The organism is Candidatus Margulisiibacteriota bacterium, assembly GCA_041650635.1.
In the GTDB taxonomy this organism is placed as follows: Bacteria; Margulisbacteria; WOR-1; order JAKLHX01; family JBAZKV01; genus JBAZKV01.
Window position 1 is genome coordinate 16,374 of record JBAZKV010000010.1, and the last position, 15,919, is coordinate 32,292.

Annotated in this window: 19 protein-coding genes; 18 read left to right on the forward strand and 1 reads right to left on the reverse strand. The window is 50.9% G+C overall.

The window, feature by feature from the left end; genetic code table 11:
* Nucleotides 1-12: 12 nt before the first annotated feature.
* The 18 genes from WC490_04015 to WC490_04100 all read left to right on the forward strand — a co-directional run bounded on the left by WC490_04015 (nucleotide 13) and on the right by WC490_04100 (nucleotide 14,712).
* A complete protein-coding gene (locus WC490_04015; protein ID MFA5097775.1) occupies nucleotides 13-672 on the forward strand; it encodes a hypothetical protein in 660 nt (219 codons plus the stop codon).
* Nucleotides 673-744: 72 nt separating this feature from the next.
* Nucleotides 745-1,290: a hypothetical protein gene (locus tag WC490_04020; protein MFA5097776.1), complete on the forward strand. Its 546-nt coding sequence runs from the start codon at nucleotides 745-747 to the stop codon at nucleotides 1,288-1,290.
* A gap of 127 nt (nucleotides 1,291-1,417) precedes the next feature.
* A complete protein-coding gene (locus WC490_04025) occupies nucleotides 1,418-2,083 on the forward strand; it encodes a hypothetical protein (GenBank protein MFA5097777.1) in 666 nt (221 codons plus the stop codon).
* 285 nt (nucleotides 2,084-2,368) lie between these two features.
* Complete coding sequence (gene mraY / locus WC490_04030) at nucleotides 2,369-3,316, forward strand: phospho-N-acetylmuramoyl-pentapeptide-transferase (protein ID MFA5097778.1); 948 nt, start codon at nucleotides 2,369-2,371, stop codon at nucleotides 3,314-3,316.
* Between the two features lie 4 nt (nucleotides 3,317-3,320).
* Nucleotides 3,321-4,703 (forward strand): UDP-N-acetylmuramoyl-L-alanine--D-glutamate ligase, encoded by a 1,383-nt coding sequence (gene murD, locus WC490_04035; GenBank protein ID MFA5097779.1) that lies wholly within the window; start codon nucleotides 3,321-3,323, stop codon nucleotides 4,701-4,703.
* On the forward strand, nucleotides 4,693-5,811 hold the full coding sequence (gene ftsW / locus WC490_04040) for a putative lipid II flippase FtsW (GenBank protein ID MFA5097780.1): 1,119 nt from the start codon (nucleotides 4,693-4,695) through the stop codon (nucleotides 5,809-5,811). Before murD ends, ftsW begins: the two co-directional genes overlap by 11 nt.
* Nucleotides 5,808-6,899 carry an undecaprenyldiphospho-muramoylpentapeptide beta-N-acetylglucosaminyltransferase gene (murG, locus tag WC490_04045; protein ID MFA5097781.1) on the forward strand — a complete coding sequence of 364 codons (1,092 nt, stop codon included), beginning with the start codon at nucleotides 5,808-5,810 and terminating at the stop codon, nucleotides 6,897-6,899. The genes ftsW and murG overlap by 4 nt, the downstream gene beginning before the upstream one ends.
* The gene (murC, locus tag WC490_04050) at nucleotides 6,886-8,316 is read left to right on the forward strand and encodes a UDP-N-acetylmuramate--L-alanine ligase (protein MFA5097782.1); all 1,431 of its coding nucleotides are present in this window, start codon (nucleotides 6,886-6,888) and stop codon (nucleotides 8,314-8,316) included. The genes murG and murC overlap by 14 nt, the downstream gene beginning before the upstream one ends.
* A complete protein-coding gene (gene murB / locus WC490_04055) occupies nucleotides 8,306-9,214 on the forward strand; it encodes a UDP-N-acetylmuramate dehydrogenase (GenBank protein ID MFA5097783.1) in 909 nt (302 codons plus the stop codon). The genes murC and murB overlap by 11 nt, the downstream gene beginning before the upstream one ends.
* Nucleotides 9,215-9,267: 53 nt before the next feature.
* A complete protein-coding gene (locus tag WC490_04060; protein MFA5097784.1) occupies nucleotides 9,268-10,101 on the forward strand; it encodes a transketolase in 834 nt (277 codons plus the stop codon).
* Entirely contained in the window at nucleotides 10,098-11,048 is a 951-nt protein-coding gene (locus WC490_04065) for a transketolase family protein (protein MFA5097785.1), read from the forward strand. The genes WC490_04060 and WC490_04065 overlap by 4 nt, the downstream gene beginning before the upstream one ends.
* Nucleotides 11,048-11,539: a cytidine/deoxycytidylate deaminase family protein gene (locus WC490_04070; GenBank protein MFA5097786.1), complete on the forward strand. Its 492-nt coding sequence runs from the start codon at nucleotides 11,048-11,050 to the stop codon at nucleotides 11,537-11,539. Before WC490_04065 ends, WC490_04070 begins: the two co-directional genes overlap by 1 nt.
* Nucleotides 11,539-11,814: an acylphosphatase gene (locus tag WC490_04075; protein ID MFA5097787.1), complete on the forward strand. Its 276-nt coding sequence runs from the start codon at nucleotides 11,539-11,541 to the stop codon at nucleotides 11,812-11,814. Before WC490_04070 ends, WC490_04075 begins: the two co-directional genes overlap by 1 nt.
* On the forward strand, nucleotides 11,811-12,650 hold the full coding sequence (gene pheA, locus WC490_04080) for a prephenate dehydratase (protein MFA5097788.1): 840 nt from the start codon (nucleotides 11,811-11,813) through the stop codon (nucleotides 12,648-12,650). The genes WC490_04075 and pheA overlap by 4 nt, the downstream gene beginning before the upstream one ends.
* Nucleotide 12,651: 1 nt before the next feature.
* Nucleotides 12,652-12,972, forward strand: a complete 321-nt coding sequence (locus tag WC490_04085) for a YtxH domain-containing protein (protein MFA5097789.1) — start codon at nucleotides 12,652-12,654, stop codon at nucleotides 12,970-12,972.
* A 7-nt stretch (nucleotides 12,973-12,979) separates the two neighbouring features.
* The gene (locus tag WC490_04090) at nucleotides 12,980-13,372 is read left to right on the forward strand and encodes a hypothetical protein (GenBank protein MFA5097790.1); all 393 of its coding nucleotides are present in this window, start codon (nucleotides 12,980-12,982) and stop codon (nucleotides 13,370-13,372) included.
* Nucleotides 13,359-13,574, forward strand: a complete 216-nt coding sequence (locus WC490_04095; GenBank protein ID MFA5097791.1) for a YtxH domain-containing protein — start codon at nucleotides 13,359-13,361, stop codon at nucleotides 13,572-13,574. Before WC490_04090 ends, WC490_04095 begins: the two co-directional genes overlap by 14 nt.
* Nucleotides 13,567-14,712: an ASKHA domain-containing protein gene (locus WC490_04100; protein MFA5097792.1), complete on the forward strand. Its 1,146-nt coding sequence runs from the start codon at nucleotides 13,567-13,569 to the stop codon at nucleotides 14,710-14,712. The genes WC490_04095 and WC490_04100 overlap by 8 nt, the downstream gene beginning before the upstream one ends.
* A 13-nt stretch (nucleotides 14,713-14,725) precedes the next feature.
* Here WC490_04100 and WC490_04105 read toward each other — a convergent pair whose 3' ends face one another.
* Entirely contained in the window at nucleotides 14,726-15,868 is a 1,143-nt protein-coding gene (locus tag WC490_04105; protein ID MFA5097793.1) for a hypothetical protein, read from the reverse strand.
* Nucleotides 15,869-15,919 lie beyond the last annotated feature (51 nt).

Sequence of the window (15,919 nt, forward strand, 5' to 3'; positions counted from 1 at the left end):
GGAGGGCCTTTCATGACAGGAGCCGCTGACATCTTTTCCCTGTTCTCTACTCCTCTGGGCATCCATATAGTTAAACTTTCCTGGGCGCTGGCCGCTCTTGTTATCGCTGTGCTTATAGGCAAGGCGTTGCAGGCCTCTGTTGTATATCTGCTTAGCCTGACAGGGGTCAATTCACTGTCGGAGAGGATTGGGCTGGAAAAGCTGCTTAGAAAGGCAGAGATAAAGAACCCTTTTTCGGAGCTGGCAGGCGATATCGCTTTCTGGGCATTTTTGTTCTCCTCGGTAGTCTGGATAATCTATGCCTTCAGATTTTTGCGCGCCATCTCTATCCTGCGCTTTACGCTGCACTATATCAGTGTAAATGTGGTCAGCGCGGTCTTTGTGTTCATGCTCGCGGTTCTGCTTGCCTTTCTCCTTTCGCAGCTCATCTCTTTTATAGGAGCCCTCATATATCTTCCCGGCTACAAATTGATAGCCAGGATCAATCTGTATGTAGTGGTGATCTTTGGCGCGGTGGCCGGGCTGGAAAAACTGGGAATACCTTCTTCAGACATCTTCAGGCCAGACATAATACTGGGCTTCTTTGCCCTGTCGGGTGCTATCGCCTTTGGCCTGGGCTGCAAAGATATCGCGGCTAATTTTTTGGCGAATTTTTTGAGGGGAAGCAGATAAGGGATAGGTCAGAGATCAGAAAAGGACAAGGACAAGGACGAGGACAAGGTTATTATGAGAGGGGGTGAAGAAATGAAGAAGATCATAGGAGTGGCGATGGTGTCTTTGCTGGTGGTTACATCAACCGCCTTTGCACTGCCTTTTGCCACGACCAAGAGTTCCACAAAAACTACCGTAAAAGCAGTGCCGGCTCCTCCGGCTCTGTCCGCTGCTCCTGCAAGAGTGATGCATTCAGGAGATGCGGGCAAGTGGGGACTGGGACTTTCGGGAGGGATGCCTTCTGCAAGGTATAATTTCTCTGATGATGCTCGCGGCTACGGAGGGCTTTCGTTCACTTCTGCTGCGGGGACCAGCACTTTCAACCTAATGCTGGCCGGAGACGCTGACCTGACAAGGATCTCGGGAAACGAGGTCAATATGGGAGGCGCTTTTTATCTGAATTCAACAGCAGGAGCTACAACATGGACCGGAGCGATAACCTGCGGAGTTGACGCAAAGATCAATTCGGGATTGGTTGTAGAATTCAAGGTGTGGCCGATATCGATCACATCCACGGCGGGGACCACGACTTTCTCGATCCTCGGCGCCGGGACTGTTGGAGCCCACATCTATCTGTAGTCTAAAAACGGGTTCATATTAAGGCCTTTTGTATTCTAGGGGTACAAAGGCCTTTTTTTTGCGCGCAAAACTTCTTGACAAAACCGCAAACCTCGACTAAAATCACTCAAGAAAAGGGGGTGAACAAATGAAAAGAATAGTATTAGCTATTGCAGTTGTTGTTGCTCTATCATCCGTTGTAAGCGCAGAAATCCTTCTCACCGCAAGTCCTTTGGGAGCAGGTAAGATGGGATGGCTGGCAGCAGGGCGGTATGATACCAATATCGGAGCAAATGTGACGCAGATCTCGGGCGGCGGCTTTTTGGGATACGGAGTCATGGACAAACTGGACGTTTTTGCAAAGGTGGGATACGGTACTCAGTCCGGTCTGCCTGTGGGATTGTCTTCGTCAAGCGGTATCATGATGGGGCTTGCGGCCAGATACCAGTTTTTGGCGGAAAACAAGAAAGACATGCCCGTATCGGTTGCAGGTGTTCTTGGTTACCAGTCTTCAACGGTAACATCCAATATCACAGGTTTGGGATCGTTCCAGACAGTCCAGGGTGATATAGGTGTCGGCGCAATCGTGAGCAAGGTCATAGTTCCATGGGTTCCGTACGGAGCTCTTGTGTATCACAGCTTGAATCAGGGAGCAGGTGTTACGGGGTCCAATGTAGAAATCGCTGTTGGCTCGCAGATGGCTTTGTCAACATCGTCCGCGATCATCGGCGAAGTGGCGCTGAACTCGATCACTATCGGCGGCGCCAGTGTCTCGGACACGCAGATCTCTTTGGGCTACACAGCCAAATTATAGCCCCCATTTGATGCATCAGGGGCCTTCATTTATTGTCGTAAGTGAAGGCCTCAACATCTCTAACACCCGGACACGAATTAATGCGAAAGATCTTCCTCGAAATCAGGCGCGCGAATTCCTCGAACATACTCGAATGCAGAAGATTTGTGCTTAGCAGAGTCTTTTCTTTAGCGATATTTCGAGCTGTTTGCGGTCTCCTTTCGCGGGAAGTGTTTGAGATCATTCGCGAAGCGTGTTCGTGATAAGGTTCGAGATATGCAATACGCTTTTTGTTATAATCTATCTGTGATATATTTTATCCTCCTTGGCGGATTTTCGTTCGTGCTGTGCTTTGGGCTTACCTATGCGCTGATAGCCGTGTTCAGGCATTTTGGCCTGGGGCAGAGCATTAGGGAAGAAGGGCCCAGGAGCCACCTTTCAAAAGCAGGCACTCCTACAATGGGAGGCGTTGCCATAGTGGTCTCTGCTGCAGCAGCCTGTCTCATCTTTGTCGATTTTGACGCAAGATTTACTGCTGTGCTGCTTCTTATGCTTGCATACGGCCTGATAGGCTTTTTGGACGATCTGCTTGGTCTGCTCCATGGGAAGAACGCAGGGCTCTCTCCTTCGCAGAAAATGGGGCTCCAGATCTTTGCTGCTCTTGCTTTTGGCTCATACCTGATATTTCTCGGGCACGAAGCCTCGGTAGAAGGCTTTTTAAGAACGATAGGCCTTGGATATGCCTGGCTTTATCTGCCTTTTATCGTATTTTTGACCGTAGGGTTCTCTAACGCTGCCAACCTTACCGACGGGCTCGACGGTCTTTTGGCCGGCTGCCTGATCTTTTCTTTTGGCGCACTTACCCTGATCTCGCTGCTGCAGGGCAATATCGAAACGGCCGCGCTCTGTTTTGCAACAGGCGCAAGCCTGGGCGCTTTTCTTGTTTTTAACCGCAATCCGGCGCGTATTTTTATGGGAGATACCGGATCGCTTGCGCTGGGAGCTGTGCTCTGCGCGGCAGCGGTCATATTACACAAAGAGCTGCTGCTCCTGCTTATAGGCGGCGTGTATGTTGCAGAAACCGTTTCAGTAATGGCCCAGGTGGCATATTTTAAACTTACGGGGAAAAGGCTTTTGAAGATGAGCCCTCTGCACCACCATTATGAACTGTCCGGGGCCGGAGAAAAAAGAACGGTCGCGGGTTTTTGGCTGGCGTCATTTGCGCTTGCTGTCCTGGCGGTGATCGTAGGATAGGATAATGGAAATAGAAGAACTCTCAAACAAAAAGATCTGTGTGGTCGGGCTCGGCAAAAGCGGTCTGGCCGTCATAAAAAAGCTCTCGGGGCTGGGAGCACAGCTCTGTGCCTCAGAAAGCAAACCGTTGAACGGGATCCCGGCAGGGACAGCAGACTTTTTGAGGACGCTTAATGTTCCTCTTGAGACCGGAGGCCACACCCCAGAGTTTTTGTCCGGCTGCGATCTTATTGTCGTAAGCCCGGGAGTGCATCTGGATGATGCAGCCGTGGAGGGCGCATCGGCAAAAGGCATACCTGTCATTTCCGAGATAGAACTGGCCTTTGGTTTCTTTACAAAACCCGTGATCGCTGTGACAGGGACCAACGGCAAGACCACTACCACCACTCTCATCGCAATGATCCTGCAAAAAGCCGGATACAAGGCCGCGGTTGCGGGAAACATAGGAGAGCCCTTGATAAATGTCGACGATACTAAATACGACTATGTTGTGGCTGAAGTAAGCAGTTATCAGCTGGAAGCCATACTTAAGTTCAAACCTCATGTCAGTGTGATTCTGAACCTTACTCCGGACCATCTTGCCAGGCACAAAACCATGGAAAATTACAGTGCCGCCAAAGGGCGGATCTTTGCCAACCAGACCATGCAGGATGCTCTTGTCTACAATGCAAAAGATCCTCTTGTTGAGGCGCTGGCAAAGCAAGCCCGCTGCCAAAAAATACCTTTTGGCCAGGGAGTTGTCTCGGAAAAAGGGGCCTTTATTAACGAGGGCTATCTATGCAGGCTCAGGGGCAATTTTGTGGATGCGGTCTGTCCGGTCGATGCTATCAAACTGAGGGGCTCGCATAATCTGGAGAACTGCCTGGCTGCCTCAAGCGCCTGCCTTGCCCTTGATGTTCCAAAAGAAGCCATTGCTTCGGTCCTGATGGAATTTGCGGGAGTGGAGCACAGGATCGAAACTGCGGGCGTGATCAACGGCGTTGAATTCGTAAATGATTCAAAGGCCACAAATCCGGATTCGACGCAGGCCGCTCTTAAGGCCCTGGCAGGCAAAAAGAACATAGTGATCATACTCGGCGGCAGGGACAAAGGAGTTGACCTTGCGCAAATGTGCCGCCTGATCAAGGCAGAGGCAAAGGCGGCGGTCCTGATAGGGGAGGCTTCTTCCAGATTTGAAGAAGCGCTGCTTAAGGAAGGCTTTAACTCCATCAGCAGGGCTTCTTGCCTTGACGAGGCCGTTAAACAAAGTTTCGGCCTTTCTCAGCCTGGAGATGTGGTGCTGCTGTCTCCGGCCTGCGCCAGTTTTGACATGTTCGATGATTATGAGCACAGGGGAAGGGCGTTTAAAGAGGCGGTAAAAAGAATGGAAGATGCAAGTGAACGCTAGAACTTTAAGGCGCCGGCCCGACTACTACCTGCTTTTTCTGGCTCTGTTCCTTACGGCTGCCGGCCTTGTCTCTGTATTCAGCGCAAGCGCAGCAGAAGCTATAAAATACGGGAACCAATTCTATTATCTTATCAGACAGCTGATCTTTACTGCTTTGGGCCTGGGCGCGCTTACTGCGGGGGCCCTGCTGGATCATAATCTTTACAAAAAATGGTCAGGTTTTATCCTTGCGGCGGGAATCCTATCGTTGCTGCTCCTTTTTGTGCCCTTTCTGGGCAAGTCGGTGGGAGGAGCTGTGAGATGGATAGACCTGGGCTTTGTTCAGTTCCAGCCCTCGGAATTCGTTAAATTCGCTATTGTCGTCTATCTTGCCAGCGCCCTTTCCAACAAGGGCGAAAGGATAAAAGACCTGATTTCGGGATTTCTTCCTTTGCTTGCGATTGTGGTCATGATATGCGTTCTGATAATGAAGCAGCCTGACCTTGGAAGCGTACTTGTCATTTTTTGGTCTTCCTTTCTGATGTTCTTTCTTGCCGGAGCGCGATTCCTGCATCTTGGCGTTCTGGCAGCTTTTTCTGTCGGGGCCGTACTTGTGCTTAGCATCATAGAGCCATACAGGCTGGCCAGGCTGCTTGCCTTTAGGGACCCGTGGAGCGATCCCAAAGGCATCGGCTATCATATAATACAATCTCTTATCGCGGTGGGCTCAGGAGGCCTGTTCGGACTGGGCATAGGCCTGGGCAGGCAAAAATTCTTTTATATCCCTCAACCCCACACGGATTTCATTTTTGCGGTCATCTGTGAAGAAGCCGGGTTAATAGGGGCTCTTGTGCTGATCGCGGCCTTTACCGCGCTTATCTTTAGGTGCTTTCAGATAGCTTTAAGCTGTAAAGATAAATATGCTTATCTGCTTGCCTGCGGGTTTGCTTCTTCTATCTTTCTCCAGGTGGTCATCAATATGGGCGTAGTGATAGGGCTGGTGCCTACCACCGGGATACCACTTCCTCTTATCAGCTATGGAGGCACTTCGCTTATCCTTACGCTGTTCAGTATCGGTGTAATAATGAATATTTCATCCTCAGAGTCAGGGCGCGGAGAAATAAAATGAAGGTCCTTATCTGCGCGGCAGGGACCGGCGGGCACATTTACCCGGCCGTTGCCGTGGCACAGCAGCTGCAAAAGGAGCTGCCGTCGGTCAAATTGCTTTTTCTGACCTCGTCAAAAGAAGTGGAAGACATTATACTTAAAGCCCAGCCTTATGCCACGGTCAGGCTTCCTCTGCGGGGCTTTCAAAAAGGCCGGCCGCTGGACTATCTGCCTGCTTTGTTCTCAGTGATATCAGGGTTCATCAGGGTCTTTCAGGAAATGAAGCGCTTTGATCCGGATGCTGTTTTTTCTACCGGCGGGTACATGAGCCTTCCGTGCTGCCTGGCCGCGTTCCTCCTTGGGAAAAGGATAGTCCTCCATGAGCAAAATGTTCTGCCGGGCAGGGGGATCAGGTCCTCATCAAGATTTGCACGGATCACGGCAGTGTCCTTTGAGGAAAGCCTCAAATATTTTAAGAGCGGCAGGGCGCTGTTAACAGGCAACCCGGTAAGGGAGCAGGTCCTCACATCTTCAAGAGACATTGCTGCAAAGGCCCTTGGTCTGGATCCCTCAAGAAGAACACTGTTGGTCACGGGGGGAAGCCAGGGCTCTGTCTCTATAAATTCGCTCGTGGTAAAAATGCTCCCATTTCTTTCTTGCGGCAATTACAACCTGGTGCACATTACCGGCTCTGCGGACTTTGACAGAGTAAAAAAAGCCGTGTCAGGGCTTTCTTTGGGGGGCACTTTTTACCGGTGCTATCCTTTTCTCCAAAATATATGGGACGCTCTTGCATCAGCGGACCTTGTCTTAAGCAGGGCAGGGGCCACGATGATAAGCGAACTTGCCTGCAAAAACCTGCCGTCCATTCTTATTCCGTACCCTTATTCAGCCGAAGGCCATCAGGAGCTGAACGCGCGGGCCCTCGAGAAAAAAGGAGCATGTTTTGTTGGGTGTGATGATAGTTTAAGCCCGGAAAAAATATCAGATATGATCATAGAATTAATGGGTGATGATAATGCTTTAAAAAAAATGGGCCGGGCCGCGGGCTCGTTCTACAGACAGGACGCGGCAAAAAAGATAACGGAGCTTATACTTGAAGACCTTTGATATGGGAAGGATAAAGAATGTCCACCTGATGGGAATAGGCGGCTGCGGGGTAGGCGCCATCGCCAAGATACTTATAGAGATGGGCTACAAAGTGTCCGGCTCCGACCTTAAGGAGAATGCCAACACCATAAGACTTAGGGACATGGGCGGCCATATCTTTTTCGGCCACTTAGAAAGCAATGTGAGAGAGGCGGACCTTGTGGTCTATTCTTCCGCCATCTCAAAGGATAACCCTGAGCTAAAAGAAGCGCAGGCAAAACAAATACAGATCGTTCCAAGGGCAGAGATGCTTTCTTGGATCATGAGCCAGTCCAAAGTCCCGATCGCGGTTGCAGGTACGCACGGGAAGACAACCACCACATCCATGGTCTCTCTTGTTTTTGACCGCACGGCACAAAAGCCGACTTTTCTGATAGGAGGGGAAAATAACGATGTGGGCGGCAATGCTGCGCTTGGAGGAGGGCAGTATTCTATAGCAGAGGCGGATGAAAGCGACGGTTCGTTCCTGTTCCTCCGTCCCAGGATCGAAGTGGTGACCAATATAGAAGCTGACCATCTGGACCACTACAGCGGGATAGAGGCTGTGTTTAAGGCTTTTCTTGACTTTACCGCGCTTCTTCCTCCGGGAGGAACGCTGATAATATGCACTGACAGCGAATATAACAGAAAACTGCTTGACGAGACCGAAACGGAGGCAAAAATAATCACTTACGGGCTTGAAAAAGAGGCTCAGCTCATGGCACGGAACATAGTCCCTGGCGAGGGCAGTTCCAAGTTCGAGGTCTATGACAAGGGTAAACTGCTTGGAGAAATTAAACTGAATGTTCCAGGAAGGCACAATGTGGAAAATTCCCTTGCCGCCGTTGCCTGCGGACTGGAGGCGGGGATAGATTTTCTTAGCATCAGTTCGGCCCTCAGGTGCTTTACCGGAGTAAAAAGAAGGTTCCAGCTCATTGGCAAAGCCATGGGGGTTCTGATATATGATGATTACGGGCACCATCCAACCGAGATAGCCGTCACTCTGCGGTCTGCCAGAAGCAGCTGGGCCAGCGTCAAGCGCCTTATCTGCGTGTTCCAGCCGCACAGATATACCAGGACTATGCACCTCAAAAAAGAGTTCGGCTCCTGTTTTGCGGATGCCGACAAGGTGATAATCACCGACATCTATGCGGCAAGCGAAGCTCCGATAGCTGGCATTTCCGGCCAGACGCTTGCCGATGAGATAGTAAATAACGGGCACAGGGATGTGACCTACATAGCAAAAAAACAGGATATAACCGACCATCTGGCCGGACTTGTCAAAGAAGGCGACCTTGTGCTCACCGCAGGCGCCGGGGACATTCACCTTATCGGGAAAGAACTGTACGCAAGGCTCAGGGAAACCCAGCGAAAGTTGAATTCTCCAAATGGGAAATAATAACAGCCTGACTGACCAGATCAGACAGACCGCAGCGGCTGTCTCTGTAAACGAGCCGATGTCAAAGCACACGACCTTTGGAGTGGGCGGGCCCGCGGAACTTTTTGTCAGGGTGTCAAATATTGATCAATTAAGAGGAGTCCTTTCTATCCTTGCAGGAGCCCGAGTGCCGGTGCTTGTCTTTGGCAGAGGCTCAAATCTTCTTGTCAGGGACAAAGGGATAAAAGGCGCAGTCATCAGGCTGTCGGGTGATCTTGAGACTATAAGTGTTGAAGGCAGCCGTGTGTCTTGCGGCGCGGGAGCGGGGCTTCCAAAACTCATAAATCGGTGCTATGTCAGGGGCCTTTCGGGTCTTGAGGAGCTTGCGGGTATTCCTTCCACCGTTGGAGGTGCCGTTGCCATGAACGCGGGTTCCTTTGGTTCTTCTATCGGGGACAGGGTGTCAAAGGTAAGTGCGGTTTCTTATGACGGGACAGAACACTCCTTTGACCATTTACAGTGCGGTTTTGATTACAGGACCTCTGTTTTTCTAAGCAACAAAATGATCATATGCCGTGTTCAATTTGACCTGGAAAAGACAGATCCGCAAAAGATCAAAGCAAAGATCGACCGGGTTTTGCTGAAAAAAGCAGCCGCTCAGCCGCTTAAAGAGGCCTCTGCCGGCTGTGTGTTCAAGAACCCAAAAGGACAAAGTGCGGGTGAATTGATAGAGAAGGCAGGACTTAAGGGGCTTTCTGCGGGAGGGGCAAGAGTGTCGGAACTCCACGCGAATTATATAGTGAACTCAAAAGGCGCAACGGCCGCAGATGTGATCTGTCTTATGGAAAAGGTGCAAAAAACCGTGGAAGAAAAATTTTCTGTACGGCTTGAGCCCGAGATCCGGGTCGTGGGGGACTGATTTTTGACACCATGGAGCGTTTCTGATATTCTTTATATTATAAAGAGGACAAAATGCCTGACAGAGAAAAAGTAAAAGAACTCCAAAAGAAAGCAGCCGCCGTAAGGACGGATATTATAGCCATGCTGGGCAAATCCGGCTCGGGACATCCTGGAGGCTCTCTGTCCATTGCCGATATAATGGCGGTGCTCTATTTTTATAAGATGAATGTGGATCCCAAGAAACCGGAGGACCCTGACCGCGACAGGTTCGTTCTTTCAAAGGGGCACGGGGCGCCCGCGCTTTATTCCTGCCTGGCCAACGCCGGGTTCTTTTCAAAAGAATATCTTAAGACCCTGCGTCAGATAGGATCTTCTCTTCAGGGACACCCCTGCAGGCTCAGCCTTCCGGGGATAGATATGACAACAGGGTCTCTGGGGCAGGGGCTTTCGGCCGCTCACGGAATGGCGCTGGCGGCAAAGATGGACGGAAAAAAATACAGGGTCTACTGCATAATAGGGGACGGCGAATCCCAGGAAGGTCAGATCTGGGAAGCCGCTATGTCGGCGGGACAGCGCAAAACCGACAATCTGACGGTGTTCCTTGACCATAACAAACTGCAGATAGACGGCAAGGTGGAGGATATCAAAGGAATAACACCGATCGCCGACAAATGGAGAGCGTTCCGGTGGAATGTCATAGATGATGTAAAAGGACACGATATAGAAGCCCTTATGAGAGCCGTGGACGAGGCATCAAGGACAAAAGGAAGACCCACCATCATAATCTGCGACACCGTCAAGGGAAAGGGTGTTTCTTTTATGGAACACAATGTGGACTTTCACGGCAAGGCTCCCAACAAAGAAGAGACCGACACCGCCCTTGAAGAATTGAAGTGCCATCTATGAGCAAAAAACTTGCGGCGACCAGGGACGCTTACGGCAAGGCTCTTGTGGACCTTGGCAGAGAAGATCCCAGGGTAGTGGTGCTTGACGCAGACCTGGCCTGTTCCACAAAAACAGGCATGTTCTGCAAAGCCTTTCCGGACAGGTTCATTAACTGCGGAGTAGCCGAACAGGACATGATAGGGACCGCGGCCGGTCTGGCGGCCTGCGGTAAAACAGCGTTCGCCTCCACCTTTTCGGCCTTTGCCTCCGGCAGGGCCTGGGACCAGATCAAGATCTCGGTTGCCTATCCAAGGCTCAATGTCAAGATAGTGGCTACCCACGGCGGAATAACAGTGGGAGAGGACGGAGTTACCCATCAGGCGCTCGAGGACCTTGGCATAATACGCGTCATGCCGAATATGACACTGATAGTACCTGCGGATTCTGTGGAGGCGTATAAAGCCGTAAAGGCCGCTGCCGCCTTTAACGGACCTGTCTACATTAGACTAAGCAGGCAGGCTACCGGGATCGTTTATGAGGACGAGTCCTATGAGTTCAAGATAGGCAAAAGCGTTCTCATGAGGAACGGTTCGGATGTGTCGATAATAGCCTGCGGCCTTATGGTGGAGCAGTCGCTTGTTGCTGCGGAGCAGCTGGAAAAAGAAGGTATAAGCGCCAGGGTCGTAAATATGCACACCCTGCGGCCCCTGGATGAGGATGCCGTGATAGGAGCGGCACAGGAAACGGGCTCCATCGTTACCGCGGAGGAGCATCAGATCTCGGGAGGCCTGGGAAGCGCTGTCTGCGAGATCGTAGCCGGAACTTTCCCTGTCCCTGTCGTCCGCATCGGGGTAAAAAACACCTTTGCTGAATCCGGCAAGCCTTCCGACCTGCTCGAAAAATATGGGCTCACCGCAAATGACATAATAAAAGCCGCAAAACAGGCTGTTTCCAACAAGAAACGCTGATGAAGAAAAAACCAAAACCCGAGAGGCCGTCCTGGGACAAGTACTTTATGGAGATCACCAAGGTGGTCTCAACCAGGTCCACCTGCATAAGAAGGCAGGTGGGGGCGGTCATTGTAAAGGACAAAAGGGTGCTTTCTACGGGTTATAACGGCCCGCCGAAGGGTCTTGCCCACTGTGATACCGTGGGATGCGTAAGGAACGAAAGCAATGTCCCCTCGGGGCAGAGGCATGAACTCTGCAGAGGACTTCACGCCGAGCAGAACGCCATAATTCAGGCCGCGTGGGACGGAGTAAAGATCCAGGATTCCACCCTCTACTGCACCCACCAGCCCTGCGTGATCTGCGTAAAGATGATGATAAATGCAGGGGTAAGGAGGGTCGTTTTTGAAGGCGACTATCCCGATGACCTAGCTGCCAACATGCTTATCGAATCGGGGCTTGAGATCTGCAAGATAGACGACAACAGAAAAAAATCACGGAAAAAGAAATAATGGACAGAGCCTGTGTAAAAGCCTCTGTCAGCGGTTTTGTCCAGGGCGTAGGATACAGGTATTATGTGCTTGACACCGCCAACATCCTTAAACTGAACGGATATGCCAAGAACCTGCCGGACGGAAAAGTGGAAGTGGTGGCCGAGGGGCAGAAAGAGGACCTTGAGATACTGCTCGACAAGTTAAAGAGGGGGTCCTACAGTTCCAGGGTCGAAGCACTTGATATAACCTGGACAAAGTGCGAAAATAGGCACAAGGGATTTCGGATATTATGAAAAAAATAGGCTATCTGGGGCCTGAAGGGACTTTTTCGCAGGAAGCCGGGAAAGTTTATGTGAAGGCGCTGGAAGTCAAAGCTGACCTCATACCGTATTCGACCCACCATGATCTTCTTTTTGCCGTGGACAGGGAAGAAGTTGACGAAGGCATAACTCCGATAGAAAATTCAATAGAGGGCTCTATCGGCATCGTTTATGACATGCTTGCCAAGGAAGTGGACCTCAAGATCAGGGGGGAGATCATACTTCCCATACATCATGCTCTGATGGCAAAAAAGCACCTGGAACTTAAGGATATAAAAGAAATAATCTCTCACCCCCAGCCGATAGAGCAGTGCAGAGGCTGGATAAGAAAACACCTGCCCAGGGCCGCCGTCAGCCTCTCATACAGTACTTCCGAAGCCGCCAAGCTTGTCGCCTTTTCTGACAGGGACGATATCGCGTGCGCCGGACCGGCAGGCCTGGCCAAACTCTACGAGCTTAAGGTCATCGTTAAAGATATAGCCGATTACAAAGACAATGCCACCCGCTTCGTTATACTGGGCAAAGCCGACCATAAAAAAACAGGCGCGGACAAGACTTCCATCGTTTTTTCGGCTATCACGGATCAGCCGGGGGGCCTGCACACCATTCTCGGGGAATTTGCGATAAGGAACATCAACCTTACTAAAATAGAGTCAAGGCCGTCAAAAAAAGCCCTGGGCGACTATTACTTTTTTATAGATATGGAAGGGCACAGGCAGGACAAAGAGATACACGGGGCGCTTGCTGATATCATGAACAAAGTGTCTTTCATAAAAGTACTGGGCTCATATCCAAAAGGAGGTAAATAGCATGTCCGGCAAAAAAGGCTCTTTTCTTGACCTTCTGTTCTTGGGAGGGATAATAGGGGCGGGACTGGGGCTGCTTTTTGCCCCTTCCAAAGGAGAAGACACCAGAAAAAAGATCAAAGAAAAGATAGATGAACTGAGCGCTTCCTCTTCGGGGGCCTCGGAAGGCATCAAGACCGTCTCTCAGGAGATGATACAGAAGACGATATCCTCGATAGAAGAGGGCATAGACCGGCTTACGCTGGCGGCGCAGGAAGCGCAGAAAGCCTCTGACGAAAAAAGACGGGAGCTTGGAGAAGCCACCCCGGGCAAAGGCGGTGAGTAATATGGACATGAACCTGGTCATCTCTATCTGTGTGATCATAGTTACGGCCTCTGTTGTTGCCCTTGCGGTGCATACCATCATGATATTGGTGGATGTGAGAAAAATGATCAAGCCAATTGATAAAATGGTCAACGAGTTCCACGGCGAGTTCAAGCCGCTGATAAAGGACTTTTCCGGCATCACCGGCACCGTCAACAGTTTTCTTGCAAGACTGGACAGAATATCCGGGCTTTTTCTCGGAAAGTTCGATATGATGGCTCAGGGGAGCGAAAAAGCCGTCTCGTTCATCCAGAAGGTTGTTAATAATCCAAGAGTTGAACTGGCCAGTATCGGAGCCGGCATAAAAAAAGGCCTCGAAGTATTATTCAAAACGAAAGGAGACAGCGATGGGAAAGATTAAGACCCTACTTACTGGCGGGCTGATCGGAGCGGTTCTGGGCGTGCTTTTTGCGCCGAAAAAAGGCGAGGAGACCAGAAAAGAGCTGTCAGGGGAGACCGAAAAATGGAGCGCCAAGGCCAAAGAAACGGCGGACTCCGTTAAGAAGACGGCCAAAGAACTGGCCGATAAGGCCAAAGACCTGTTCAAGGGGTCTAATGGCTAAGACCGGGATCGCTCTTGACCTTGGAACGACCAATTTAGCCGGGTTCATCATAGATCTTGACAAGCCCAAAGACCGCTTTGCGGCGCAGATAAAATGCTCGCTTGCAAAGCACGGCAGGGATCTGGTGACCCGGCTTACTTTTGCCTCATCCAGCGAAAAACTTGCCGTGCTGCAAAAACTTCTCGTTTCGGATGTGAACAACATCATCCAGATATTGAGCAAGAGGATAAAGATCAACCGCAAAAGGCTGGACCGGCTTGTTGTCAGCGGAAATACCCCGATGCTGCATTTTTTGCTGGGCAGGGATGTTTCGGGGCTCAAAGCCTATCCGTTCTCTCCCCAGATAAAAGGCTCCGAAAATATAGATGCTTCTTCAATAGGGATCACAGCGGGTAAAGATACAAAACTCATCACTCTTCCCATAGTTAGCGCTTTTGTCGGGGGAGATGCGGTTGCGGGGGTGCTTTATACCTGGATGAGCAAAGTGTCTTCGCTTAAGCTTTTGATAGACCTTGGGACCAACGCGGAACTGGTCCTTGGCAGTTGCAAAGGCCTCTGGTCCGCCTCGGCGGCGGCAGGCCCCGCCTTTAGGGGCAGTGAACTGCTTCTTGGCTCAAAAATGATCTCAAAAGTTGCAGGGATGCTGAGAAAGGGAGAAATAGACCGGACGGGGAGAGTGCTAAGTCCCGACCTTAAAAGGTCGGCTCCGGTTTGTTCTGAAAAAGAGCCGACGCGACTCGACCGAGCTCGTCGAGGTCTTCAGCGTCGGGACATTTCTATAACCCAGGATGATATACGCAACCTGCAGCTGGCCAAAGCCGCTATAAGGGCAGGGATAGAGATCCTGCTGGAAAAGGCAGGCAAAAAAATAGGGGATGTCAGAAAGATCCTGTTGTCAGGGCTTTTTGGCGAAAGGATAGAGATCGCTGATGCCATGGATATCGGGCTTATCCCAAAGGTTGAAAGGACAAAAGTGCGCTCCATCGGGAATTCATCGCTTGGCGGAGCAAAATTGGTGCTGCTAAAGGACGGCTTGCTCGAAAAGGCTTTTTCGGCGGCTTCTTCGGTTAATCATGTGGAGCTTTCTCTGGAAAAGAAATATCAGGACCTTTTTCTGGAGAATATCAATTTTTCCTGAACTCTGCCGGAGTTCAGCCGCGTCTTTCCATTGCTTTTCTGAAGGCTTCCAGCATAACTTCCGAGTGTTCGTTTTCTTCTTTGTGCGAGCGTACTATTAGCTGCGTGTAGCCTCTGTGAGGCTGCAGCCTCATCAGGGTCACTGTAAGAGAGGCCCCGACAAAGGTCTCCGGCTCAGCCTCCGAAGGCCCGATCCATTCCGAGGCCGGGAGAAAACCTTTGAGGAGTTCCCTGTAGAGGACTTCAAAACCCGCAAAAGAACCGTCCCTTTTATAGGATGCCTCTGTTGCCATGACCTGGAAAGGCCAGGCAAGCGCGCCCTGAAATCCGTCAAGGAGCTCATCCTGGGCAAGAGCCGTAGAGAATTTGCCGATGAACCTGCCGGCATCTATCTCGAACACTTTACCTGTAAGTCCCGTATCTATGAAATGGGAAAGAAATGATATCTTGTCGCCGGCGTTGGGTCCGGCGTATCTTGAAGTGTGTGACAGCGGCAGGAACAGGTTGGGAAGGCCCGTCTTAAAGGACAGAACGGCCGTTGTGGGGGAAGAAGGCCTGTTAAAGCCCAGCATGTCAGCTTCCACAAACGCTCCCGACATTTTGGCATCTTCGATCTCTCCAAAGGTATCATCCTTTTCTATAAGGTCAAGCACATAATAGTTGCCGGCCGAGGATCTCCCTATATCTCTTGCCTGGGCTATTACGGACATTCCGCTCTCGAGTTGTTCACCGGTTATCAGGTTCCCTGGTATGTCGCGGGCGGTAATGACCCTGTAACCGTTGCCGAACCTGCTCCTTGTTAGCGGCTCTCCGACCCTGGCGAACATAGGTTCGGAGCCGCTTACCTCGTCTTCCATAAATGCCTTTTGTGCGTCCCCCCTGTAAGAGAGAATGATAAGGTTGTCCTGCGGCCTAAAATAGACGGGAGTGGCCAGAAACTGTCGGATGCCTCTGGCAAGATCGCTTGTAAGGTCGGACCTGAAGAACCTGTTAACATGCATCAGGCATTTCACCCCTTCAACAGCCACAGGGATAGAACGCAGCCCGGGCAAAGGTTCGGCCAAAAGCTCTGCGGTCACCGGCATCCTCCGGTTGGCAGAGGCCTCTATCCTTGCCAGTGAGACGGCGGGCGCGAATTTTGGTCCTGTCAGTTCCATACGCTTATTAATCGAAGATTCCAGGGCAAAATTTCACTTTACGCATGCTAT